The 23,931-nt window shown below is 64.3% G+C and carries 19 protein-coding genes; 12 read left to right on the forward strand and 7 right to left on the reverse strand.

The genetic code is table 11. The annotated features are described in order from the left end of the window. Positions 1-129 precede the first annotated feature (129 nt). From pgaA to FHW69_RS16150, 7 genes are all read left to right on the forward strand, one after another. The gene (gene pgaA / locus FHW69_RS16120; protein WP_183424120.1) at positions 130-2,193 is read left to right on the forward strand and encodes a poly-beta-1,6 N-acetyl-D-glucosamine export porin PgaA; all 2,064 of its coding nucleotides are present in this window, start codon (positions 130-132) and stop codon (positions 2,191-2,193) included. A 5-nt stretch (positions 2,194-2,198) separates the two neighbouring features. Next, positions 2,199-4,088, forward strand: coding sequence for a poly-beta-1,6-N-acetyl-D-glucosamine N-deacetylase PgaB (pgaB, locus tag FHW69_RS16125; protein ID WP_255494852.1), 1,890 nt, complete (start codon positions 2,199-2,201; stop codon positions 4,086-4,088). 2 nt (positions 4,089-4,090) lie between these two features. Beyond that, complete coding sequence (gene pgaC, locus FHW69_RS16130) at positions 4,091-5,341, forward strand: poly-beta-1,6-N-acetyl-D-glucosamine synthase (RefSeq protein WP_183424121.1); 1,251 nt, start codon at positions 4,091-4,093, stop codon at positions 5,339-5,341. Next, complete coding sequence (gene pgaD / locus FHW69_RS16135) at positions 5,338-5,787, forward strand: poly-beta-1,6-N-acetyl-D-glucosamine biosynthesis protein PgaD (protein WP_183424122.1); 450 nt, start codon at positions 5,338-5,340, stop codon at positions 5,785-5,787. Before pgaC ends, pgaD begins: the two co-directional genes overlap by 4 nt. Before the next feature lie 92 nt (positions 5,788-5,879). Beyond that, positions 5,880-7,532, forward strand: a complete 1,653-nt coding sequence (gene pgm / locus FHW69_RS16140; protein WP_183424123.1) for a phosphoglucomutase (alpha-D-glucose-1,6-bisphosphate-dependent) — start codon at positions 5,880-5,882, stop codon at positions 7,530-7,532. Positions 7,533-7,628: 96 nt separating this feature from the next. Next, positions 7,629-7,943, forward strand: coding sequence for an EF-hand domain-containing protein (locus FHW69_RS16145; protein WP_183424124.1), 315 nt, complete (start codon positions 7,629-7,631; stop codon positions 7,941-7,943). A 312-nt stretch (positions 7,944-8,255) separates the two neighbouring features. After that, on the forward strand, positions 8,256-11,594 hold the full coding sequence (locus FHW69_RS16150; RefSeq protein WP_183424125.1) for a hybrid sensor histidine kinase/response regulator: 3,339 nt from the start codon (positions 8,256-8,258) through the stop codon (positions 11,592-11,594). Here the strand turns inward: FHW69_RS16150 and FHW69_RS16155 are convergent. Continuing rightward, positions 11,586-12,290, reverse strand: a complete 705-nt coding sequence (locus tag FHW69_RS16155) for a response regulator transcription factor (RefSeq protein ID WP_183424126.1) — start codon at positions 12,288-12,290, stop codon at positions 11,586-11,588. The two genes, FHW69_RS16150 and FHW69_RS16155, sit on opposite strands and share 9 nt — an antisense overlap. Positions 12,291-12,354: 64 nt before the next feature. Here FHW69_RS16155 and FHW69_RS19235 point away from each other — a divergent pair, with 64 nt between their 5' ends. After that, entirely contained in the window at positions 12,355-13,011 is a 657-nt protein-coding gene (locus FHW69_RS19235) for a response regulator transcription factor (RefSeq protein ID WP_183424127.1), read from the forward strand. On the opposite strand, the gene yjjX is transcribed toward FHW69_RS19235, so the two are convergent. From yjjX to FHW69_RS16180, 4 genes are all read right to left on the reverse strand, one after another. Then, positions 12,963-13,541, reverse strand: coding sequence for an inosine/xanthosine triphosphatase (gene yjjX, locus FHW69_RS16165; protein WP_183424128.1), 579 nt, complete (start codon positions 13,539-13,541; stop codon positions 12,963-12,965). The two genes, FHW69_RS19235 and yjjX, sit on opposite strands and share 49 nt — an antisense overlap. Before the next feature lie 58 nt (positions 13,542-13,599). After that, positions 13,600-14,418, reverse strand: coding sequence for a TIGR04325 family methyltransferase (locus FHW69_RS16170; protein ID WP_183424129.1), 819 nt, complete (start codon positions 14,416-14,418; stop codon positions 13,600-13,602). 109 nt (positions 14,419-14,527) lie between these two features. Next, positions 14,528-15,547 carry a TraB/GumN family protein gene (locus FHW69_RS16175; protein WP_183424130.1) on the reverse strand — a complete coding sequence of 340 codons (1,020 nt, stop codon included), beginning with the start codon at positions 15,545-15,547 and terminating at the stop codon, positions 14,528-14,530. A gap of 8 nt (positions 15,548-15,555) precedes the next feature. Beyond that, positions 15,556-17,439: an LTA synthase family protein gene (locus tag FHW69_RS16180; protein ID WP_183424131.1), complete on the reverse strand. Its 1,884-nt coding sequence runs from the start codon at positions 17,437-17,439 to the stop codon at positions 15,556-15,558. Positions 17,440-17,587: 148 nt separating this feature from the next. Here FHW69_RS16180 and FHW69_RS16185 point away from each other — a divergent pair, with 148 nt between their 5' ends. Beyond that, positions 17,588-18,649: a nitronate monooxygenase family protein gene (locus FHW69_RS16185; RefSeq protein WP_183424132.1), complete on the forward strand. Its 1,062-nt coding sequence runs from the start codon at positions 17,588-17,590 to the stop codon at positions 18,647-18,649. A 97-nt stretch (positions 18,650-18,746) separates the two neighbouring features. Continuing rightward, the gene (locus FHW69_RS16190) at positions 18,747-20,036 is read left to right on the forward strand and encodes a M1 family metallopeptidase (RefSeq protein WP_343204041.1); all 1,290 of its coding nucleotides are present in this window, start codon (positions 18,747-18,749) and stop codon (positions 20,034-20,036) included. A 3-nt stretch (positions 20,037-20,039) separates the two neighbouring features. On the opposite strand, the gene FHW69_RS16195 is transcribed toward FHW69_RS16190, so the two are convergent. Continuing rightward, positions 20,040-20,939: an NAD(P)/FAD-dependent oxidoreductase gene (locus tag FHW69_RS16195; protein WP_183424133.1), complete on the reverse strand. Its 900-nt coding sequence runs from the start codon at positions 20,937-20,939 to the stop codon at positions 20,040-20,042. Then, positions 20,929-21,387: an Rrf2 family transcriptional regulator gene (locus FHW69_RS16200; RefSeq protein WP_183424134.1), complete on the reverse strand. Its 459-nt coding sequence runs from the start codon at positions 21,385-21,387 to the stop codon at positions 20,929-20,931. Before FHW69_RS16200 ends, FHW69_RS16195 begins: the two co-directional genes overlap by 11 nt. 179 nt (positions 21,388-21,566) lie before the next feature. On the opposite strand from FHW69_RS16200, the gene ahpC reads away from it, so the two are divergent. Both ahpC and ahpF read left to right on the forward strand, forming a co-directional pair. Next, positions 21,567-22,130, forward strand: a complete 564-nt coding sequence (ahpC, locus tag FHW69_RS16205; RefSeq protein WP_183424135.1) for an alkyl hydroperoxide reductase subunit C — start codon at positions 21,567-21,569, stop codon at positions 22,128-22,130. Between the two features lie 177 nt (positions 22,131-22,307). Next, positions 22,308-23,897: an alkyl hydroperoxide reductase subunit F gene (ahpF, locus tag FHW69_RS16210; protein WP_183424136.1), complete on the forward strand. Its 1,590-nt coding sequence runs from the start codon at positions 22,308-22,310 to the stop codon at positions 23,895-23,897. The last annotated feature ends 34 nt before the right edge of the window (positions 23,898-23,931 follow it).

Consider the following 23,931-nt stretch of genomic DNA (forward strand, 5'->3'; position numbering starts at 1 on the left):
GCGCGTCAACGGAAGCGATGACGTCGAAGCCCACGGTCGGTGGCCTTCGACAGGACTTCACAATCGTTTGGCTAGGTTACCGAACGTGACGACTGCGTCACTTAGTGACGTAATCGGCAGGAGGTTTGGGTGAGCGTACGTTCAGGGGTACAGGCCACAGGATTGGCGCTCGCCATTTCTGTCGCTCTTTTTGCGTTGCCCGGCGCAGCCGCGGCCGCCACCACAGCCGAACCGGTATCCCGCGATTCGCTGATGCGACGGGTGTCCGATGAGCGCGACACGGGCCATCGCTACGAGGCCCTGCGCCACGTGGAAGACCTGCTGGCCCGCTGGCCCGAAGACCATGAGGCGCAGGTGATGCGCGCTACGCTGGTGAGTGAGCTGGGTGGTTCCGTGCGTGCGGAGGAACTGGCCCGGGCTGAGCGCCCCATGCTTCCCCCTGTGCCGTTGCAGCGCTTGCGCGCCGATGTCGTGGCGCATGAAATCCGCTGGGGCGATGCCGAGCCAGTTGACCCTCGCGTGCCTTATGCCGAGCCCGATGCGGCGGTAGCCAGCCTCGACCAGCTCATCAACGATCCGCGTCCGGAGATGAAAGACATCGCTGATCGTGCCCGCATTGATCGCCTGGTGGCACTGGACAAGGCGGGCAGGGCGCCCGAAGCGGTAGCCGAATATGACCGGCTTCGCGCGCAGAACGTCACTATTCCTGCCTATGCCCAGCGCTCGGTCGCCGACGCGCTGCTGCAACAGCATCGGCCCGCAGAAGCGGCAAAACTCTTTGAAGAGAGCATCCGCCAGGACCCGGGTCCGTACGACAGTGAAGAAGCCGATCCGCGCATCGAGCTGTCTTACGCCTATCTGGAGTCGCAGCGCACCACCGATGCGTTCCAGACCATCGACAAGCTGGCCGACAGCGAGCCGCGCTGGATTCGCAGCCCTGCCACCCCGACGCCCTTGCAGAACTCCCGCAAGGTCGACGCTGATCTGAATGCAGCGTTGATGCGCGAATACGTGGGTCTGCTGGCCGAAGCGCACGGCCGCCTCACGGCCATGAGCGACGAGGCTCCGGCCAACGCGGCCATCCGTCGCGAGCTGGGCATGTCGGAACTTTCCCGTGGCTGGCCGCGTCGCGCGTCCGACACGCTGACCATCGCCGGCACACTGGACACCAACGACATCGGCGCCGACCTGGGCGTGGTCGATGCCAACCGCGCACTCAACGATTACGCAGGTGTCGAGCCCGCGCTTCAGGATGCCGAATCGCTGGCGCCACGCAGTCCGCGCGTGAAGCAGGAGCGGCAATCCTGGGAACGCGAGCGCGGCTGGCAGTTCGACATCACCCAGGCCAACGGCAAGGGCAGCAGCCCGGACTACGGTGACCGCGATTCGGAAACCCAGGCCACGATCATGAGCCCGCTGCTTGCCGATCACTGGCGCATCCTGGGTATTGGTCGCTACGCGTCGGCAGACCTCCCCGAAGGCCACGTCGAGCGCGAACGCTTCGGCCTCGGCGTGCGCGGTTATGCGCGCGGCCTCGAAGCCTACGTGCAGGCGTTGCCCTCGACGGATCGCTTCGTCAGCCGCACGGCGTTCGAAGCTGGCGCTACCTATGCCATCACCGACCACTGGGCAGTGGCTGCCGACTGGAGCAGTGCCGGTGCGGATGTGCCGCTGCGCGCGCAGTACTACGGCATCACGGCGAAGACGCTGGATACCTCCGTCATCTGGCGAGCCAGCGAACTGACCCAGGTGAAGGTCACCGCCTCACAGGGTCGCTTCAGCGACGACAACAAGCGCACCGCGTGGCTGGCTTCCATCGTGCAGCGCGTCTACACCGCGCCCAACCTCACGCTGGATGGCGGCGTGGAACTGGGCGGCTCGCACAACACGCTGCCGGATCGTCCGTACTTCAATCCGAAACGCGACAACTCCTGGGCCGCCACGGCGCGCCTGGAAAACCTGCTGCACCAGTTCTACGACACCCAGTGGCGCCAGCGCATCGACGTGGCCGTGGGCCAGTACGCCGAACGGGGCTTTGCCACCGACTGGCAGGCAAGCGCGCGCTACGGACAAACCTTCGAGCCACGCGCGGGCCTCAGCTTCGGCTGGGGTATCGGCTGGCATAACCAGCCTTATGACGGCAAACGCGAGTCCCGCGTCGTGCTGGACCTGACGATGCACTGGGGCGAGTGAACACGATGCGCAACCTGATCACTTTTCTGCTTCTGGCCTTCTTCGCCGTTCCGGCGATGGCCCAGGCGCCTGCCATTCCCGCAGGCGCCGCCAAAAACACGCTGGTGGTGCTGGCGTACCATGATGTTCGCGACGACGTGCGCGGCAACGGCGGCGACCACGACCCGGATGCCACCAGCTCCGACAAGCTGGTCGCTCACTTCGACTGGCTGCGCGCGCACCACTACAACGTGGTCACGCTCCAGCAGGTGGTGGATGCCAGCAACGGCGGTGCCGCGCTGCCGGATCGTCCGGTGCTGCTCACCTTCGACGACGGCCTGGAAAGCTTCTACAGCCGCGTCTACCCGCTGCTTCGCGCATACAACTATCCGGCCGTGGCCGCGCTGGTGGGCTCGTGGATCGACATGCCGGCGGGCAAGAGCATGCCGTACAACGGCGCCACCTGTGACCGCCATTGCTTCCTCACCTGGGACCAGGTGAAGGAAATTCAGCGCAGCGGTCTGGTGGAGTTCGCCTCGCACAGCTACGACCTGCATCATGGTGTGAACGCCAACCCGCAGGGCAACCAGCTGCCTGCCGCCACCTCGGCGATGGTCACGCCCGATGGCAAAACCTACGAAGACGAAGCGGCCTATACCGCGCGCATCCGTGCGGACCTGAAGAAGAGTGCCGACGAGATCGAAGCCAACACGGGCCATCGCCCGCGCGCCATCGTGTGGCCGTACGGTTCGTACAACCGCGTTGCCACGAAGATTGCGGCCGACGTCGGCATGCCCGTGTCGATGAGCCTGGGCGATGCGCTCCCGTCGCTGGACCCCACGCGCACGATTCCGCGCCTGCTGGTCAGCGGCAACGTGGGTGCCGTGCGTCTGGCCTGGCTGATGCGTCACCAGTCGCGCATTGATCCCACCCGCGCGGTGCAGGTGGATCTGGACTATGTCTACGATCCGGACCCGGCGCAGCAGGAAAAAAACCTTTCCAGACTGCTTGACCGCATCAAGCGCCTGCATCCGTCGCAGGTCTGGTTGCAGGCCTATGCCGACCCGGATGGTGATGGCGTGGCGGACGCGGTGTACTTCCCGAACCGGCATCTGCCGATGCGCGCCGATCTGTACTCTCGCGTGGAGTGGCAGTTGCGCACCCGTGCCGGCGTGCGCGTCTTCGCATGGCTTCCGGTCATGGCGTTCCGGTTCCCCGATGGCAGCAAGCTGCCCGCGCTGGGGCCGGGCGGCCCGAAAGACACCGATCACTATCGGCTGGCGCCGTGGGACCCGGCGGTGCGCGCGAAGATTGGCGACGTCTACGAAGATCTGGCACGTCATGCCGACGCGGCGGGCATCCTGTTCTCCGACGATGCCTATCTGCGCGATACCGACAACCTCGGGCCCTGGGCCCAGGACACGGCCGCCCAGCGCACGCAGCGCCTGATCGACTTCACCAACGAGCTGACCGAGCGGGTGAAGCGCTGGCGTCCGCAGGTGCTGACCGCGCGCAACATCTACGCCCGCCCGGTAGTCGATCCGGCAGCGGAAAGCTGGTTCGCGCAGAGCCTGCCGGCTTTCAATGCCGCATACAACATCACCGCCATCATGGCGATGCCGCAGCTGGACAAGGAGTCGCCCACGGATGCGTGGTTCCGCCGCCTGCTGAAGGCGGTGACCGCCACGCCCGGTTCGCTGGACCGCACGCTGTTTGAAGTGGCCACGCAGGACTGGGTGCACAAGAAACCCATCCCCACGGAAGACATCGCACACCGGCTGCGCCTGTTGCAGGCCGGAGGGGCGCGGCATATCGGCTACTACCCCGATGATTTCATCGGTGACCATCCGAAGCTCGAAGTGATCCGGCCCGCGATCTCGGCGTCTGATTACCCCTATCCCCTTCCGGCGCGGTAGTCATGGACACGAACATCATTCACGGCCTGCTTGAGTTTGCGTTCTTCTACCCGCTGGCGATGTCGCTGATCTGGATGAGTGGCGGCCTCATCTATTTCTTCCGCTGGGAGCGCAACGAACCGCTGCGCGTTACCCCGCCGGAGCTTGAGGAATACCCGTTCGTTACCCTGATCGTGCCTTGCCACAACGAGGGCGAGCAGGTACGTGAAACCATCGCGCACCTGGCCGGTCAGCGTTATCCGGCGTTCGAGATCATCGCGGTCAACGATGGTTCGAGCGACGACACCGGTGCGCAGCTCGATCAGTTGACCCGCGAAGTGTCCAACCTGCGCGTGATCCATCTGGCCAGCAATCAGGGCAAGGCGATGGGGCTGCGCATGGCGGCGCTGGCCGCCAAGGGCGATTATTTCGTCTGCGTGGATGGTGACGCGCTGCTGGATGAGTACGCCACGCACTGGCTCATGTACCACATGAACGATGGCTCTCGCGTGGCGGCTGTCACGGGCAATCCGCGCATCCGCAACCGCTCCACGTTGCTGGGCAAACTCCAGGTGGGTGAGTTCTCCTCGATCATCGGCCTCATCAAGCGTGCTCAGCGCGTGTATGGGCGCATCTTCACGGTGTCGGGCGTGATTGCGGCCTTCCGCAAGAGCGCACTGCACGATGTCGGTTACTGGAACACCGACATGGTCACCGAAGACATCGACATCAGCTGGCGCCTCCAGATGCGTCACTGGGACATCCGCTACGAACCGAACGCGCTGTGCTGGATTCTGATGCCCGAAACCGTGCGTGGCCTGTGGAAGCAGCGCCTGCGCTGGGCGCAGGGCGGCTCCGAAGTGCTGTTGCGTTATGATCGTGCGCTGATGCGCTGGCGGCAGCGCCGCATGTGGCCGGTGGCTCTGGAATACCTGTTGAGCCTGCTGTGGGCCTATGACATGGCCGCCATCGTCACGCTGTGGATTCTGGGCAAGTTCATCACCCTCCCGCCGGTGCTGCACGTCGACACGCTGCTGCCGCACTGGCACGGCGTGGTGCTGGGCGCCACGTGCCTCATCCAGTTCTTCGTCAGCCTGATTGTGGACCGCCGTTATGAAACCCGGGTGGGCCGCAACTACTACTGGATGATCTGGTATCCGTTGATTTACTGGGTGCTCAACACCGGCACGTCGATCGTCGCGTTCCCCAAGGCGCTGTTCAAGCGCAAGGGCACGCGCGCCATCTGGGTCAGCCCGGACAGGGGAATCCGTTGAAAGCCGAAGCCATCATCATCCAGCGCCCGGACCACCAGAAGCCGGCGCAACGCGTCTTCTTCGGTCTGGTGACGCTCGCCGCCTGGGCGTTCTGGTTCTTCCTGTGGCTACCGCTCATCACGCTGTTCGCCTGGGCCTTTGGAGTCCACACCACCTACGTGGAGATATTCCGCAAGTCCACCGGCAATGGTGAAACCGACCTCATGACGCTGGTGACGCTGGCGGCGTGCTGCGCCATCGTGTTCATCGCCTGGTCGGTGTACAACCGCTTCCGCTTCGGCAGCAAGGTACGCCGTCGCAACGCGCGCATCATCACGCCCGCTGAATCGGCATACGCCATGGGCACCACGGAAGAAGCCGTGCTGTCGCTGCGCGACGCACGCATCAGCACCATTGGTTTTGAAGACTCCGGCAAGCTGTACGTCGCCGGTACGCGTGAGCGCTGAACGGGCATTTCCACGCCAGCTTGACAACCTGCGCGTTGACGGCAACCTACAATGCCTCAACGCGCCGCAGCGGCGGCCAGCAGGAGATCAGCTTGAGTTCCAGTATCAGTGCGCTCGCGGGTAAACCGGCCACCTCGGCTCCGCTCGTGGACATTCCGCGACTTCTTGCGGCCTATCGGGATCTGACGCCCGATCCGTCGGTGCCAGAACAGCGGGTGGTGTTTGGCACCTCCGGCCATCGCGGTTCCTCGCTGGAACGCTCGTTCAACGAAACGCATGTGTGGGCCATCGTGCAGGCCGTGTGCGAATACCGCGCGAGCGCGGGCGTGGATGGGCCGTTGTTCGTCGGCATCGACACCCATGCGCTGTCCGAGCCGGCGTTCGAGAGCACGCTGGAAGTGCTGATAGCCAACGGCGTGCCCACGCGTGTGTCCAAGGGCGGTGAGTTCACGCCGACGCCCGCCGTGTCGCATGCCATCCTCAAATACAACCGCGGTCGCGACAAAGGCCTGGCAGACGGCATCGTCATCACGCCGTCGCACAATCCGCCGGACAGTGGCGGCATCAAGTACAACCCGCCTCACGGTGGCCCCGCCGACACCGACGCCACGTCGTGGATCGCCCAGCGTGCCAACAGCCTCATCGAGGGCAAGCTTGCCGGGGTAAAGCGGGTGACCTTCGCGGCCGCCCGCGCGGCTTCGGGCACGGTGGAACACGACTTCCTCGACGAATACGTCAGCGACCTGGCACACGCGCTCGACCTGGACGCGATCCGTGGAGCCGGCGTGCGCATGGGCGTCGATCCGCTGGGCGGAGCAGGGGTGCATTACTGGGCGGCCATTGCCGACCGTTATCGTCTGGATCTTTCGGTCGTCAGCGATCAGGTAGACCCGACGTTCTCGTTCATGTCGCTGGACTGGGACGGCAAGGTCCGCATGGACCCTTCGTCTTCCTACGCCATGCAGCGCCTGATCGGCCTGAAGGATCGTTTCGACGTCGCCTTCGCCTGTGACACCGATCACGACCGCCACGGCGTGGTCACCGCCAGTGCCGGCCTGATGCAGGCCAACCATTACCTGGCGACCGCGGCGGATTATCTGTTCAGCCATCGCCCCGGCTGGCGCGCGGATGCCGCGGTGGGCAAGACCGTGGTCAGTACCGCCCTGATCGACCGCATCGCCAAACGGCTGGGCCGGCCGCTGCTGGAAGTGCCCGTGGGCTTCAAGTGGTTCGTGCCGGGTCTGTTCGATGGCAGTCTCGGGTTTGGCTGTGAGGAAAGCGCGGGCGCCTCCTTCCTCGACCGGAAGGGCCTTCCGTGGTCCACCGACAAGGACGGCATCGTTGCCGCACTTCTTGCCGGCGAAATGACGGCAACCGTCGGCAAAGACCCGGGCCTGATTTATCGCGACATCACGGGGGCTCTGGGCGATCCGGCCAGCTCGCGCATTGATGCGGCCGCCACGCATGCCCAGAAGGCCCGGTTGTCCCGGCTCACGCCGGAAGAAGTGGGTTCGCGCACGCTGGCCGGTGAGCCCGTGCTCCAGGTCATCAACCGCGCACCGGCCAACGACCAGCCCATCGGCGGCATCAAGGTGATGGCGGCGAACGGCTGGTTTGCCGCGCGCCCTTCAGGCACCGAAGACATCTACAAGGTGTACGGCGAATCCTTCCGCGACCAGAAGCACCTGGAGCAGATTCTGGAAGAAGCCCAGGCCATGGTGGACAAGGCGCTCGCCGCCGGCTGATGGCGCGGCGGCGGTGCATCTTCACGCACCGCCGCTTGCGTGCCTGAAGGGCGCGTGGCAGCGTGAATCCGTCCATCCTTCTCCGAAGAGGTCCTCATGTCGCGTTCGCTGACCGTATCGCTTGTGGCCGCCGCGTGCCTTTCGCTGGCGAGTCTTGCTGCTGTCGCCCAGAACGGCGCAGGTTATCTGGCCGACCGGGTCGCCCAGGCGCACAAGAATTTCATTGCCGCCGACAAGGATAAAGACGGATATCTCACCCGCGACGAAGCGAAGGCCATGCCGATGGTGTCGCGCAACTTCGACGCAATTGACACGCAAAAGACCGGCAAGGTCTCCGAGCAGGACATCGCCACGTTCATGAAAGAGCGCGCCGCCCAGCGGCCCGGCATGGCGCCTCCACCCAAGCCCTGATCGGGCAGTTACGCCCCATCGCCTCGTCAATTGTGGTCTTCACCTACAACTGACGGTCTATTGTCAGACCCCCACCCGGGGCCGAAGCTGGCTGCGCCGTTCGCTGGTGCCTCAGTCCTTCCACGCGTCGTAAGACTTCGTCGATGGTCTGCGCGCCAGCGCGGACGTTTCATGGCGGGTCGGAAGGCCCGGCTCAGCAGCGCGTGCGATCAACGCGCGTGACGTCGGCACGGGCGAAAGCGCAGCAGGCGGGGGCAAAGACGGATGGGACACGCGGCACGACAGGGTGGTGACGACACGGCAAGTCGTCTCATGCGATATCGGCGCAGGCTTCTTTACGGCGGTGGCACGTTGCTGTCCGTCTTTCTGTGTGCGCTGGTCGCGGGTGTCGCGTGGGTGCAGGTGCATCACTATGTGGCGCACCAGCGCCAGTGGCTGGAAGACAACGCTACCGCGGTGGAGACCTGGCTAGCCCAGCGGCAGCGCGGGTATGCCCGCAGCCTCTACGGCATGGAACTGTTGCTGCGTGATCGCGGACCCTTGTTGCGTCAGGAGGGCGAGCCGTGGATGGCCCGTTTTCGCGATGCCGGCGACACCGCGATGGTGCGGGGCGGTCAGGGCGGTGTGCCGTTTCTGGTGATTGGCAGAGCCGAGCGCAGGCTTCCCGACAACGAACTGGCCCGCTGGCTGGGGCTGGTCAACGAGCTGTCTTCGCAATCCTCGGCGACCGTCGCAGAGATGGAGGCGCCCGGATCGCTGTCCCTCTATGCGTACGACATGCGCGGTTCGGTAATGATGTTCAGCCGTACGCCGGATGATCGGCAGCTCGCTTCACGGCTGGGCGTCAACGGGCGCGAAGCACTGTTTCACCGCCTGATGGTGGACGATGCGCAACTGCCGCCGTCCAGTGGTCACGAAGCGGTGGTCTCCTATTCGGGCATCAATCCGCTCAATGGCGAGCGCTCGCTGGTGGGTGTGCTTACGGCGAAGGTGGATGGCATCGCGCAGTGGCGCATGCTGTCGTTTGAGTCATTCACTGATGTGCGTCGCCGTCTTGCGCCGCAATTGCGCGGCGACGTGGTGCTTGCGACGGTGCGGGGTGACGTCATAGCGGGACAGCCCCGCAGCGGGGAGCCTGTTGTCCCTCACGTTCTGGACACGCCGCCCGATGAAACCGGGCAGCCCACGTTCGTTCGCGCAGGCAGCTCCTTTGTCGCGGCACAACGCGTGGCCGGCCTGGACTGGACCATCGCGCAGCGCTACACCCCCGCTGATCTGTGGGCGGCGCTGTGGGCACGCTGGCTGGCACTGTCCGGCGGCCTGGTGTTGACGCTGGGCATGCTCTGGGCCTGGATCGCGGGAATCAGCGCGCGCGTTCTCAGGCCTGCTGAGGAGGATGCGGCCCGGCTGGCAGAAAGCGAGTCGTTGAATCGCACCATCGTGCATACCTCGCCCGTGGGCCTGAGCCTCATTGATCTGGCCACGCTGAAGCCATTACTTGAGAACGACGTAATCAAGGGCTTTGCCGCCGAAGCGGAAACAGCCGGTGTGGCCCTCTACGCGCGCATGGTCGATATGGACCAGCGCGCGGTTGAGCGCGCGACGCCCCTGGAATCCACGGCAAGCAGCGAATTCCGCGTGGAATACAAACTCGCGGGCACCGCGAAGCGGACGTTGCTGGTGGCGGCACGCCCCACGACGTATCGTCGCCAGGCGGTGCTGCTGTGTGTCGTCAGGGACGTGTCACGCATCGCGGAGCTGGAAGCAGACCTCCGCTCCGCACAACAGGCCGAAGAGCAGGCTCGCCTGATTGCCGAGCGCGCCAGTGCGGCCAAGTCGCAGTTCGTTGCCACCATCAGCCATGAAATCCGCACGCCGCTCAGTGGCATCATCGGCCACCTGGAACTGCTGGCGCATGGCCGGCTGGACCGGGAGCAGGCCGTACACATCGCCCGCGTCCGCACGGCATCCGACACGCTGCTCAAGACCGTAGGCGACGTGCTCGATTTCTCGAAGATCGAAGCCGGCCAGATGACGCTGCATGCGGCGCCGTTTGAAGTCCGCCCGCTGGTGGAAGAGTCGTTGCACCTGTTCGCTCCGCTGGCACGGCGCAAGGGGCTGGGGCTGTTCCACGACGTGGATCCCCAGGTGGACCTTGCCTGCGTGGGAGACGCGCAGCGCATTCGTCAGGTGCTGAACAACCTGCTTGGCAATGCGCTTCGCTTCACCACGGAAGGTGCGGTCACGGTACGTGTGCGGGCAGGCACGTCGATGTCGTTGCACGACGCGAACCAACTCGCACTGCGCTTTGAAGTGGAAGATACCGGCGTCGGCATGAGCGTCGAACAGATGACCCGGCTGTTCCGGCCTTTTGCGCAGGCGGGCTTCAGTGACGAAGAGCGCTACAGCGGTACGGGTCTTGGTCTCGCGCTGTGCCAGCAGATCGTGACGTTGATGGGCGGCAGCATTGGCGTGGAAAGCGAGCCTGGCGAAGGCTCCACGTTTGCCTTCAACGTGACCCTTTCCCGGGTATCCGGCTCAGGTTCGGCGTGTGAGCTGGCCGGGAAGACGATGGTTGTCGTATCTACCGATGCCACCTGGCGGACGTCGATCAGCGCGTGGCTGGACGCGCGCGGTGCGACGGTCGATGCGTTCGACATGCTTGACTCCGGCTTCCTGCGCTCCATTGCGCCCGGGGACACGATTGTGGTGGCGGGCGATCAGCGCGCGCTGGGCGCCACCGATGCGCGCGACATGGTGGAGCAGGGCGCACGTGTCGTGCGGCTGTCGCGGGACGGGCCGTTGCAGGCACGTTACGACCATGGCGTGGTGTTTCTGTCCGCGTATGCCAGCAGTGAGTTGATGGATGTGCTGCTGATGCGTCGCGGCCCCGGCGCCATGCGCGAGGCCATGGCGCGTGTTGCGCGCTCCACACCCGCCGCCGGTCGCGTGCTGGTGGTGGACGACAATCCGTTCGGGCGGGAATTGCTTCGTCAGCAATTGTCTGCGCTGGGCTACATGACCGACGAAGCAGACGGTGGCCAGGAAGCGCTGGAAATGTGCGACGAGTATCCCTACACCGCCGTGCTCACCGACATTGAAATGCCCGGCATGGATGGTTTCTCCCTTGCCGCCGCGTTGCGTCGACGGGGCGCGGCTATTCCGGTGTTTGCGGTGACGGCAGGTATCGGCAAAGGCGATGACGTGCGTGCGGCCGAATGCGGCATCGCATCGCTGCTGCTGAAGCCTGTGACCCTGGCGCAACTGGAGACCACCCTGCGCGACCTGCTTCCGGACGATGCGTGGCCGTTTCATCCAGACGAAGAAGGTGGCTCGACCGAGTTCGTGGAAATCCTGATGGGATCCGTGATCCACGATTGGGAACGCCTGGTGCAGGCCGTGGGTGCAAACGAAGAAAGCCGCGTGCTGGAGCGCCTGCATTCGCTGAAGGGAGCCTTCCTGATGGCCAACGAAGCCTTGCTCGCCGAGCACAGCGCCGAGTTGGAACAGTGGGTCGAGGTGCACGGACTGGAAGGCATTGGCCCGATCGTGCAAGGCCTGCAATTGCGCATTGACGAGCGTCTGGACGGCTATCGCTCGCGGATGGAACGCTCATCAGGAGGCACGTCGCGGACGCGGCCGTCAATCTGATGGCTTATCGCTTTCATCGTCGGTGCGCCGCCTGCCGGTACCGGAGGCCGCGACCATGCCACTCGTAACCGCATACCGGAAAAGATCAGTGTCCAGCTCGATGCCCAATTTGCGTTTTGCCGAAATCTTCTGCGCACTGGTGGTCTTGTGACTGCGGCCGGTCAGTCGCGCGATTTCAGTGGCCGAGTAACCCTCGGCCAGCATGCGCACGACTTCGGCTTCGCGGGGCGTAAGGCGGTGCATGTCCAGCTCGGCGGTGTCGAACTCGTCATCGAGCGTCAGGAGCGCCTGTGCCACCAGCGGAGAGCGGAACGGCTGGCGCTTGAACGCGGCGTGGATGGCGTCCTCGATGTCGTCCAGGTCGTCGCCCTTGGACACCAGGCAACGGATGCCTTTTGCCTCAATGGTGCGCAGGATCTGCGGGCTTTTGAGGCCGGTAAGTACGACGATGGCCAGCGAGGGATGGCGCCGCGTGACTTCGGCCAGCAGGCGCAGTCCATCCGGATGCTCACCATCCACAGGCATGGCGTAGTCGGTCAGCAGGACGTCGCAGTGCGTGACGTCCAGAAGTGCCAGCAGGTCGTTGGGCGAGTGGGCCACGCCGACCACGTCAATGCCGTGTCGGTCGCCCAGGTTGCGCTCCAGCGCAGTCTGCACGAAAGGATGGTCGTCGGCGATGGCGATTCGAATATTCATGGAGATGAAGCTCCCTCTTGTCACGTCATCCTAACCGCATTGTCATGAACCTGGGAGACCGCACGTGAGCACCAAAGCAATCCGTGTTGTCATTGCGGACGATCATCCCGTCGCTCGCGAAGGTGCGCGCATGGCCATTGCAGACGACATGAGGATGCAGGTGGCCGCAGTCGTGGACAGCGGCGCGCCGTTGCTCGCCCTGCTGGGCGAGCATGGCGACGATATCGACGTAGTGGTCTGCGACTATGCGATGCCAGTGCATGACAGCGAAGACGGCATGGCGCTGATCCATGTATTGCGCGAGCGATATCCGCACGTGTCGCTTGTTGTTCTGACCTCGATTGAAGACACCGCCGTTTTGCGCGACATGGTGCGCGCGGGTGTGATCTGCATCGTGAGCAAGCGCGATGGGCCGCGTCATCTGCGTACGGCAGCCACCGCTGCGAAAGACGGGCGAGGTTATCTTTCGCCCGTGATGAAGACGGCGCTGGAACTGTACGACCCGCCTGCGCGGCTGAGTCGGGGCGAAGCGCAGGTTCTGGAACTGTGGGCGTCCGGCATGTCGATCAAAGCCATCGCCACACATCTTGGCAAGGCCACTTCTACCATCAGCACGCAAAAAGCGGTGGCATTGACCAAGCTCGGCCTGGGCGGTCGTGCTGATCTTGCGCGTTATGCCTGGGAGTCGCGCGCCACGCATGACGACAGCGCGCCGCCGTAGAACTCCGCATGCAGAAAGGGCGCCATGGCCAGTACCAGCGCCTGGGTGTAGACGCTTTCGCGCGTTTCGCGACCGTTGGTCAGCAGGCTGACCGTGCCGCCTTTCTGCTTGATGTTTTCCGTGGCGAACAGGCGGTCGATCACATGGCCCAGTTCGTCGCCGTGCGCGAGCGCGTCGTGAACATGCGCCGGAAGGCTGAGCGAGGCGCTGCGGCCGACGGATAGCTGATCGTCATCGGCAATGGCCACATAGGCGAAAGTGGCCGCGCCATCCTCCGTCACTTCGATGCCGCCCTCCATCGCTACGTAAAGATCGGCCCCGCTGGCCGTTTCGCGCAGAAAGTTCACGCGATTGATGGCGCCCAGACGCGTCTCCGCCGCGGTCATCGGCTGGTCGCTGACGCCTGAGGGCGCCGACATGCCGTACACGCTGACCTCGCGGTCGGCATAAAACGGCGCGATGGCGGCTTTCACTGCCTGGACTTTCACCGGGTTGGTCGAGGCGACAACGATGCGCAGGGGGGAAGACATGATGAGTGGGACAGGCCTGGCGGATGACCTGCCCATTCTAGCAACGTGCCGGGAACGGTCAGGGCAGCCGCTCGAAGCAGAAACCGAAATAGCGATCCAGGGAGCGATCTTCGTGGAACGGTATCTGGCAGCTGCGGTGCGGGTTTTCCCAGCGATCCTGCGGGGCATAGCCCAGCTCGCGCAGACCGTGCAGGAATTCCCGGTCGGCAGTTACCCGATACGGGCAACAGGCAGTGCCCATGTTTTGCACGGTGAAATAGGATGCGCTCGGATGCAGCGGTACCGAGTTCAGCAGCAGATGTCGTGGACGGTGGCGCAGCGAGGCGAGCAGGTCGCCGAGGGTGTAATCCAGATATTGCAGGGAACCGGCGGCGAACAGGATGTCCACATTGTCTGCATCCTGAGCTGACGAAGTGAAGTGCAGCCGTCGTTCCGGATCATGCAATTCGGCCCACTCGGTGCCTGCGGCATTCACGGCTGGCACGTCCATCACCGTCCAGCGAAGGCGCTCCGGATAGCGCAGATAGCGCTGATACGCGTAATAAGCCACGCCGATATGGCCACCCAGGTCGAATACGGACATGGCCCCGCTGTCGAGCAGCTTCGACAGCCAGAGCATCATCGGATAATCGTTGATGTACACCCGGTGGGTGCGCTCACGGTACAGGCTCGCAGAGGGGGTGTTGTCGTATCCCACCGTCTGCCTGCCTGCGATGCTTGCCTGCGCCTCGGCGAAGGTGTTGAACACGCCCCGGTACAGATTGTGGGTCAGCGACGTGTGGGCAAAAAATTCCCGGTCGTAACGCGCCTCAAGCAACCTGCGGATGGGGGGCAGGGCGCGGGTCCGCTCGCGGACGGTGGGGTGCGACGTCGCCATAGTCATGACCGGGCAGTATCTCGTCGGGGAACTGGCGACAAGTTTTAGCACCGCCCGGGGCACCCGTCGCTACACACAATGGACTAGGCCAAAAGAGTGGCCCGCACGCTCAGGGCGAATCTTCCACGTCGTCCGGTGCCGTGACCGTGTATCCGCGCTGCGCCAGCTTCTCCAGCGGGCCGTGTGGCCTTACCAGCAGCGACATGGGCACCATGGCGAAAGTCTGCTTGTGGGTGGACATGGCGGTGGTCACGGCGTCGAGCCAGGTGGATTCCAGGCGGCCGACCACATCGTTGAGGCCAAGCTGCTTGGCCACACCGGCCTCGCCAACGGCATTGAGGCAGGTTTCCCAGCGATCCTGCGCCAGCATGGCCGAAAGGGCCGGCACGTCGCCGGTGGCCCAGGCATTGGCGCGCTCGGTGAGGGTGTTCAGCCGCTTGTCCACGTTTTCCAGGGTCTGGTGGAAGCAGGCGGCGTCTTCCAGATCGGCGGCCTTGAACGCCTTGATGACCTTGCGTGGCTCTTCCACTTCCACGGTGTAGCGCACAGGCTGGACCGGCACGTTGCGATCCTTCGCCATCTGCGTCACGGATTTTTCGACGCCGCTCATCTGCTTCAGGCCGATGCTCTTGATGGCATCGCCATACAGCTCGAACGCGGCGAACAGGGGGCGATAGCTCTCCACACTGCTGTCCCGGCCGATGTATTTCTGTTTCAGGGTGAGCCACAGCGCGTAGTCAGCTGCCGGTACGGCATCCTTCAGCGTGGCGCCTTCGGGGAGGTTGCGCACATGGATCAGCGACGGCAGCAGGAACATCTTGCCGAAGAAGTTGGTCTTCGGCTTGATGGACATGGACGGCGAGCCCAGCACGACCTGGGACCCGGCCACGGCATCGCTGACTTCTTTGGACTGCCACTGCATGCGCGCCGGAAGCGGCCCATACGTGCCCAGTATCCACATCACGTGGCCGTCTTTGGTTACCTTCCACAGCCCCGGGCCAGGCTGTTCGCCACTGACCGTGACCGACTCAAGCATCACGGCGGAGGTGGTTGCCGGCGCGGGTGCGTCCTGGCAGAACGCAGCCGGAATCCAGAGGGCGACAAGAAAAGCGGCGATCCGTGGACGCATCAGTAACCTTATCTGGCAGGCATGCGATAACGCTGTTCCTTGTACGCCCAACTGGGCCAAAGGGCCGTGGCAAGCGCCTCGCTGGCCAGCAAAGGATCAACGGCTGTCGGCGTCAGCAACGCGCGGCCATCGTAATGGAACTGTGAGGCCGGTTTGTGGGGCTCATACACAACGAGTTGGTCACCCTTCAGGTAACCGAAGTTGTCACCGTATTGCATGACCGCGCGATCCGGATCGCGCACGGTAAGGTCGGTGCCCGGCATGGGATGGATGCTGGATACACCCATCAGCGAGAGCAGCGTCGGCGCCATGTCCACCTGGCTGACGATGCGCTGATCTTCACGTGGCGCCACCTGGCCACCCAGAATCAAGGCCGGAATGTGGAAATGCTCCACCGGCACCAGGCTGGCCCCGAACACCCGCGCATCGTGATCGGCGATCACCAGGAAAACCGTGTTCTGCCAGTACGGTGAGGTTTTCGCTTCATCGAAGAACTTGCCTATGGCGTAGTCGGCATAGCGCACGGTGTTCTCTACGCTGGCCGGGTTGCCCACCGGCGTGATGCGCCCGGCCGGGTACTGCCATGGCGTGTGATTGGATACGCTGAAAGCAAGCGTGAAATGCGGCTTGTCCGTATCGGTCAGCAGGCGTTTGTGCAACTCGTTGAACATGTCTTCGTCGGAGGCACCCCACGAGCCCACAAAGGTGGGGTTCACGAATGAATTCAGATCCACCACTTCGTCAAAGCCATTGCCGAAGAAGAAGCCGCGCATGTTGTCGAAATGGGCTTCACCACCGTAGATGAAGCGCGAATGGAAGCCCTGGTGGCCAAGCAGCTCCGCCAGCGTGAAGAAGTCCCGCTGCGAGCGCGGCAGTTTCAGTACGGCTTCGGCGGTGGTGGGCAGGAAGCCGGTGTTCACCGCTTCCAGGCCGCGCGCCGAACGCGTGCCCGTGGCGTAGGCACGGTTGAACGTCCACGCTTCCTTGCTCAGTGCGTCCAGGCGCGGTGTCAGGTCCTCTCCACCCAGATGCCCCACGAACTGGGCGCCAAGGCTCTCCTGCATGATGATGACGAGGTTCAGCGGCTGCGGACGAGCCACACTGGCCTGCTGCGCGTGCATCGTCGGATACGCCGGGTCGAGCGGGGCTCCACTCAGACCGATGCTCTGGCGGAACAGCGCATTCATCGTGTCCACCGGCATCGCCGGGTAGACGTCGGCGGACGAGCGCTCGTGGCGCATGTCCTGAATCGCGTTGGCCACGTTGTAGAACGAATTGAGCGGCAGAGTGTTCACCATGCTGTCGCTGCTGAAGGCCACCGTTGCCTCGTTGATCGGACGATGCTGCAACGTGCCGCGTGCCGCCAGCAGGCAGGCCAGCAGGAACACCGCACTGGCCGGCACGCGCAGGAGCCAACCCATGCGGCGGTCGCTGCGTGCCGGCGAGAGGAGCCGCCAGCCGAGCCATACGATTGCGGCCAGCGCAATGATTCCCAGACCAACAGACAGGCGATAGCCGTGCCACAGCATGGAGAGCACTTCGGTCGGGCTGTCCAGGTATTCCACGAACAGGCGATTGGGCCGCGTGTCGTATTCCATGATGAACTGTGGCGTCGACACCTCCAGCAGCGCCAGCAGTACCCAGCACAGCAGATACCAGGCACGGGTGATGTGCACGGCCAGCGGGCGATGGCCAAACCACGGCGAGGCGACGGCGGGAATGGCCAGCATCATGCCCAGCAGGCTCAGATCAATGCGCCACCCACCCAGGATCACCGGCCAGATGCCGCCAGCGTCGTGTACGCGGCCGTATTGCCATGCCACCAATGCGAATCGGGAAAGCGTAAGAAGGAGCAGCGCTCCGGCGAGGAAGCGCAGGGAAAGACGACGCATGGACAGGCAGATCGAGAGGATGAATGTGGCAGTCTATATGACTGGCGCATGACGCGGGGTGAGAGCAGCCGGGGTGCCCGCCCGGCGCACGAAGGTGTACCGTCAGCGCTTCGTGTCGCGAGAGGCGACCCTCGGCCGGATGAGGCATATGAGCACGAACACACGAGGATCGTTCAGCGACCTCCTGAGCCGTATTCACCCCCTGCTGCTTGCCCCGATGGCGGGCTCCGGCGGGTTGCAACTGGCGCTGGCCGTCGCCCAGGAGGGCGGTCTGGCCGCCTTGCCGGCCGCCTCGGTGTCCGGTGAGCAGTTGGAGAAGGATGTGCACTCCTTCCGCGCTGCAACGGGCGGCCCGTTGAATCTCAACTATTTCGCCCACCGCTCGCCGGAGCACGCGGAGGATGCGATGGCCGCCTGGCGCGAGCGACTGGCGCCGTACTACCGCCAGTTCGGTCTGGCCGAGACCCCGGCTGCGGCTGGCGGTGGCCGTGCTCCGTTCGATGCCGCGTCCTGTGCGCTGGTGGAAGCCCTTCGTCCCGAGGTCGTGAGCTTCCACTTCGGCCTGCCTGACAAGGCATTGCTCGACCGGGTCATGGCGACCGGCGCGCTGGTCATCTCATCGGCTACCACCGTGACTGAAGCGCAGTGGCTTGCTCAGCGCGGCTGCCACGCCATCATCGCCCAGGGTGCCGAGGCCGGTGGCCATCGCGCCTCCTTTCTTACCGACGACATGGCAACGCAGGTCGGCACGATGGCGCTGGTCGCGCAGATGGTTGATGCCGTCGACGTGCCGGTCATCGCAGCCGGCGGCATCGGTGATGCGCGGGGCATTCGTGCCGCGCTGGCACTGGGCGCGTCTGCCGTGCAGTTGGGCACGGCGTTTCTGCGTTCGCCCGAAGTCATGACGACGTCTGTGCATCGTGAGGCGTTGCGTAACGTTCGCGACGACAGTACAGCCATCACCAATGTATTCACCGGCCGTCCTGCGCGCGGCATCATCAATCGCCTGATGCGCGAGGTGGGGCCAATGACGACACTGGCGCCTCCGTTCCCGCTGGCGGCAAGCGCACTGGCACCGTTGCGCGCGCATACCGAGCCGCAGGGTTCGGGCGATTTTCAGCCGCTGTGGGCCGGGCAGGCGGCGGCTCTGGCGCGCGAAGCACCCGCGGCAGAGATCATGCGCGAATTGATTGCCGGAGCCTTTGCCTGACGGACCTCAGCCCGCACAATGCGTGACCCTTACGGTCTCACGGTGTGACATGCCTCTGATGGTCCTTTCGCGACAACGCGTCGCCCGCTGCTTGACTGTGCTGATCGCGGCAGGTGCTTTCAGCAGCGCCATCGCGCGGGACGTGGACGTTCTGGCCTATCGCGTGCGCATCGACCCGGACCTCGCGGCTCGGTCGCTGACCGGCGCAGAGACCGTGCAGGTGGTAGCCAACATCACCGGGACGGCGGTGCTTGAACTGGACGCGGGCGGGCTCACCATCGACTCGGTCACCTCGGATGCGGGACCCCTCGTGTTCGCCCGCGAGGGCAAGCAACTGCGGGTAATGCTTCCGGCGACACTGCATGCCGGGCAGCCGATGGACGTGCATCTCACCTACCACGGCAAGCCGACGTTCGGGCTGGAGTTTCATCCGGAGACCGAACAGCTCTACACGATTTTCTCCACCAGCGAATGGCTGCCGTCCATCGACGCACCCGACGCACGCGCCACCCTGGACCTCAGCGTGGCGGTGCCCGCCACTTTCGATGCCATTGGCAATGGCCGCATGGTATCGCGCACGCCGCTGGAGCATGGTCGCGTGCTTTACCGCTGGCAGCAGGACGTGCCGGTGCCGGGATTTGTCTACGGCTTCGCGGCGGGACGTTTCCACGGCGTGGATCAGAAAGCGCCCGGCGTATCGCTGCGATTCCTGTCGCGCGATCTCGGCAAGGACCAGCTCAAGCAGGTATTCGGCGACACAGCCGACATGCTCGCCTTCTTCGGTGACAAGGCAGGCACGCCGTACACGGGCAGCTACCAGCAGGCACTGGTTACCGACACCATCGGCCAGGAACTGGCAGGCTTTGCGCTGATGTCGGAAGCCTACGGGCAGGACGTACTGAAGGACCCGACGCGCGAAGACCTGATCGCCCACGAAGCGGCTCATCAGTGGTGGGGCATCCGGGTCACCTGCGAGAGCTGGAACGACTTCTGGTTGAACGAAGGCTTCGCCAATTTCATGGCCGCCGCCTGGGCGCAGCACCGTTTTGGTGACGCCGTCTACGACGCCACGGTGGATCGCTGGCGACAGCGCGTGGAGCGACTGGTCAGCGAAGGCAAGGATCATCCGCTGGTGTACACCCAGTGGGTGAAGCCCACCCGCGACGACCGGGCCGTGGTGTATCAGAAGGGCGCGTATGCGCTGCATCTGCTGCGCAGGGAGCTTGGCGAAGACGCCTTCTGGAAAGGCATCCGCGACTACACCCGCCAATTCGCAGGCAAATCAGTCACTACCGCCGACTTCCGCAAGAGCATGGAGCTGTCCAGCGGTCGTGACCTGAGCGCGTTCTTCGCCCGGTGGGTCACGGGGAAGAACGCGCACCCGTAAAAGTCAGTGCGGGCGGAACACGATGGACTGATGTGTCGCTGTTCCGGCCATCACACCATCGCCGATGGCCAACGGCACCGAACCTGCGGCGCGGGCGATGTCGCCACAAGCGAACACGCCCGGCACCGTGGTCTCTTTTGTGGGCCCCGTCGTGACGAAGCGGCCGATGGGGCTGTCTTCCAGTGCGCAACCCAACTGCGTGACCAGATCACCGGCCGGCGCGGTTGCCGGCTGGGTGAACACACCCGCCACCGACTGGCTTTCCCCCGAGGCCAGCGTGATTCGCACGCCCTTGTCGTCGCGCGACAGGGAACGAACGTCACGACTGTCGATGCGCACACCGCGTGCCGTGAGCTGCGCCGTGTGTTCCGCATCGGGCTGGAACATCCCGTTTGTGTACAGCGTGGTGCGTCCCCAGTCCGGCAGCATCATGGCCACATGGAAAGCCGCGGGACCCGCAGCAAGAACAGCGACATCGCCACCCTCCAGCTCGTAGCCATGGCAATAGGGACAGTGATACACGCCCTGACCCCATAACGCTTCGATGCCTTCGACGGCGGGCAGGGTATCGGTGACACCACCGGCCAGCACCACGCGCCGCCCCGTGTACAGCGCGCCTGACTCCAGCTGCACCTCGAAAGCATCGTCCAATACATGGGCTTTGGCGACCTTGCCATCGACCCAGGTAACGGTCGGGTAAGCCATGAGGTCGGCACGCCCGGATGCCGCGATGTCACCGGGCGGCCGGCCGTCGTGACCCAGAAGCCCGTGGGCGTGCGAGGCGAAACGATTGCGCCGCACGCCAGCGTCGATCACCAGCACCTGGCGGCGCGCACGGGCGAGAAACAGGGCGGCGGAAATACCGGCGTAGCTGCCGCCGACCACCATGGCATCAAACAGCATGGGAGGACCTCTCCTTCGTGAGCAGGGCCGCGCGCTGGTGGAATGTCACCGACAGCGAGGCAACAGTGATCTCGTTCAGACGCCCGACCAGCATGGATTCGGCGCGTGCCAGCGCATCGTCCATCGCTTCGTTTGCCACCTGTTCCAGCAGGCACTCCGGCTTGCCATTGCGATGACCGATGCAGAAGACCGTGGTCATCCCCAGGGCCGCGTACACATCGCGCAGCGTGACCTGCGAAAGGTCACGCGCCAGCGACCAGCCACCGCCGTGCCCCTTCACGGACGTGACGATGCCAGCCTCCCGCAGGCCGGCCATGGTCCGGCGGACCACGGCGGGATTCGTGCTCATGCAGTGGGCCAGCATGTCTGAGGTCATGGGCGCGCGGTCGTGCTCGGCCATGTGCAGCAAGGCGTGGAGGACGCCGGAGAGTCGGGTGTCTCGTTTCATGTAACAAACAATGATACGAGAAAGGTCGCGCGTCAAGCCGGGATGCCAGTCATCGAAAGCGTCTGGTGAGATTCGGATAACGATAGACCGCGCTTATGACGACCATCGGAACAAACGATTTTGTATATCGCAGGGGTTGGCGTAACCTTCATGGCTTAACCCACCACACAGGACGCACCATGTCGCTTATCAACACTGAAGTTAAGCCGTTCAAGGCGAACGCTTTCCGCGCCGGCCAGTTCATCGAGCTCACCGAAGCCGACCTGAAGGGCAAGTGGTCCGTCGTCATGTTCTACCCGGCCGACTTCACTTTCGTGTGCCCCACGGAGCTGGAAGACCTGGCTGATTTCCACGACCAGTTCAAGGCGCTTGGCGTTGAGCTGTACGGCGTGTCGACCGATACGCACTTTGCCCACAAGGCATGGCACGACACCTCCGAAGCCATCGGCAAGGTCAAGTACGCCCTTATCGGCGATCCGACCGGCACGATCACCCGCAACTTCGACGTGATGATCGAAGAAGAGGGCCTGGCCCTGCGCGGTACGTTCGTGATCAACCCGGAAGGCCTGATCAAGCTGTGCGAAATCCACGACAACGGCATCGGTCGTGACGCGTCGGAACTGCTGCGCAAGGTGAAGGCAGCTCAGTACGTCGCCGCTCACCCGGGCGAAGTCTGCCCCGCCAAGTGGAAGGAAGGCGACAGCACCCTGAAGCCGTCGCTCGACCTCGTCGGCAAGATCTAAGCACCAAAGGTTGTACCGCCCCGGCCACGCTGGCCGGGGCATGCAGGAAACCGGGCAGCCTCATGCGCCCATACCGTCCCGCCTTCGCGGCGGGCCGGTTCCCCTTTCGGCGCCCGGCGCCTCGCGGACTTCCCCACCGCCTGCGCGCTGCGCCACCCTTTATATGGAGCCATCACGATGTTGGACGCAGACCTCAAAACCCAGCTCAAGGCATATCTGGAGCGGCTTGTGCAGCCCATCGAACTGGTGGCCTCCGTCGACTCCGGCCCCAAGTCCCAGGAACTGACCGCGCTGCTGCGCGACATCGCGTCGCTGTCGGACATGGTCACCGTTGACCTTGACGGCAAGAATGCGCGCAAGCCCTCGTTTGTCATTCGTCGCAAAGGCAGCGATGTGGAAGTGACGTTCGCTGGCATTCCGATGGGCCACGAATTCACCTCGCTGGTGCTGGCGCTGCTTCAGGTGGGTGGCTACCCGCCGAAGGTCACTGAAGAAGTGATCGAGCAGGTGCGCAACATCGAAGGTGAGTTTCACTTTGAAACCTACATGTCGCTCTCGTGCCACAGCTGCCCGGACACCGTCCAGGCGCTGAACCTGATGAGCGTGCTCAACCCCAACATCCGTCATACGGCGATTGACGGCGGCATCTACCAGGATGAAGTCACCGAGCGCCAGATCATGTCGGTGCCCACCGTGTACCTCAACGGTCAGCCGTTCGATGCCGGCCGCATGACGGTTGAGCAGATCGTCTCGAAGATCGACGTGGGCGCAGCCAGGCGCGATGCCCGCAAGATCGACGAGAAGGCGCCGTTCGACATGCTGATCGTCGGCGGTGGTCCGGCGGGCGCGGCTGCGGCCATTTACTCCGCACGCAAGGGCATCCGCACGGGTCTGGCGGCGGAGCGTTTCGGTGGACAGGTCAGCGATACCGTGGCCATCGAGAACTTCATCTCCGTGCCGTACACCGAAGGCCCGCGTCTGGTTGCTTCGCTGGAAGAGCACGTGCGTCAGTACGAAGTGGACCTGATGAACCTGCAGCGCGCCGAGAAGCTGATTCCGGCAGGCAGCGAAGGTGGCCTCATTGAAATCAGGCTCGCCAATGGCGCGTCGCTGAAGGCCCGTTCGGTGGTGCTTTCTACCGGCGCACGCTGGCGGAACATGAATGTGCCGGGCGAAGAGGAATACCGGAACAAGGGCGTGACGTATTGCCCGCATTGCGATGGCCCGCTGTTCAAGGGCAAGCGCACCGCAGTGATCGGCGGCGGTAATTCCGGTGTGGAAGCAGCGATCGACCTGGCTGGCATCGTGGGTCACGTGACGCTGCTGGAATTCGACAGCAAGCTGCGCGCCGACGAAGTGCTTCAGCGCAAGCTGCGCAGCCTTCCCAATGTGGACATCATCGTCAATGCGCACACGCAGGAAGTGTTCGGCGACGGGCAGAAAGTGCAGGGCCTGGCTTATACCGACCGTGCCACGGGCGAAAACCACCGCGTGCACCTGGAAGGCATCTTCGTGCAGATAGGCCTGCTGCCCAACACCGACTGGCTGAAAGGCACGCTGGAACTGTCGCCGCGCGGTGAAATCGTGGTGGATGACCACGGCCGCACGTCGCTCCCGGGGGTGTTCGCAGCCGGCGACGTGACCACCACGCCGTTCAAGCAGATTGTGATCGCCATGGGTGATGGCGCGAAGGCGTCGCTCTCCGCGTTCGACTACCTGATCCGCCTGCCCGTGAGCGAAAGCAGCGACGCCGCCGTCGCCGCCTGATCCTCTGACGCGTCAACCTGATAACCGCGCCGGC

It is taken from the genome of Luteibacter sp. Sphag1AF, assembly GCF_014192715.1.
GTDB lineage: Bacteria > Pseudomonadota > Gammaproteobacteria > Xanthomonadales > Rhodanobacteraceae > Luteibacter.

Excerpts from the sequence above, each read along its gene's own strand:
- FHW69_RS16145 (WP_183424124.1), top strand. The coding sequence starts at position 7,629 with ATGTCGCGTTCGCTGACCGTATCGCTTGTGGCCGCCGCGTGCCTTTCG.
- yjjX (WP_183424128.1), bottom strand. The coding sequence starts at position 13,541 with ATGTCTTCCCCCCTGCGCATCGTTGTCGCCTCGACCAACCCGGTGAAA.
- ahpC (WP_183424135.1), top strand. The coding sequence starts at position 21,567 with ATGTCGCTTATCAACACTGAAGTTAAGCCGTTCAAGGCGAACGCTTTC.
- FHW69_RS16150 (WP_183424125.1), top strand. The coding sequence starts at position 8,256 with ATGCGATATCGGCGCAGGCTTCTTTACGGCGGTGGCACGTTGCTGTCC.
- FHW69_RS16170 (WP_183424129.1), bottom strand. The coding sequence starts at position 14,418 with ATGGCGACGTCGCACCCCACCGTCCGCGAGCGGACCCGCGCCCTGCCC.
- FHW69_RS16195 (WP_183424133.1), bottom strand. The coding sequence starts at position 20,939 with ATGCTGTTTGATGCCATGGTGGTCGGCGGCAGCTACGCCGGTATTTCC.
- ahpF (WP_183424136.1), top strand. The coding sequence starts at position 22,308 with ATGTTGGACGCAGACCTCAAAACCCAGCTCAAGGCATATCTGGAGCGG.
- FHW69_RS16200 (WP_183424134.1), bottom strand. The coding sequence starts at position 21,387 with ATGAAACGAGACACCCGACTCTCCGGCGTCCTCCACGCCTTGCTGCAC.
- FHW69_RS16180 (WP_183424131.1), bottom strand. The coding sequence starts at position 17,439 with ATGCGTCGTCTTTCCCTGCGCTTCCTCGCCGGAGCGCTGCTCCTTCTT.
- FHW69_RS16155 (WP_183424126.1), bottom strand. The coding sequence starts at position 12,290 with ATGAATATTCGAATCGCCATCGCCGACGACCATCCTTTCGTGCAGACT.
- pgaB (WP_255494852.1), top strand. The coding sequence starts at position 2,199 with ATGCGCAACCTGATCACTTTTCTGCTTCTGGCCTTCTTCGCCGTTCCG.
- FHW69_RS16185 (WP_183424132.1), top strand. The coding sequence starts at position 17,588 with ATGAGCACGAACACACGAGGATCGTTCAGCGACCTCCTGAGCCGTATT.
- pgaC (WP_183424121.1), top strand. The coding sequence starts at position 4,091 with ATGGACACGAACATCATTCACGGCCTGCTTGAGTTTGCGTTCTTCTAC.
- FHW69_RS16175 (WP_183424130.1), bottom strand. The coding sequence starts at position 15,547 with ATGCGTCCACGGATCGCCGCTTTTCTTGTCGCCCTCTGGATTCCGGCT.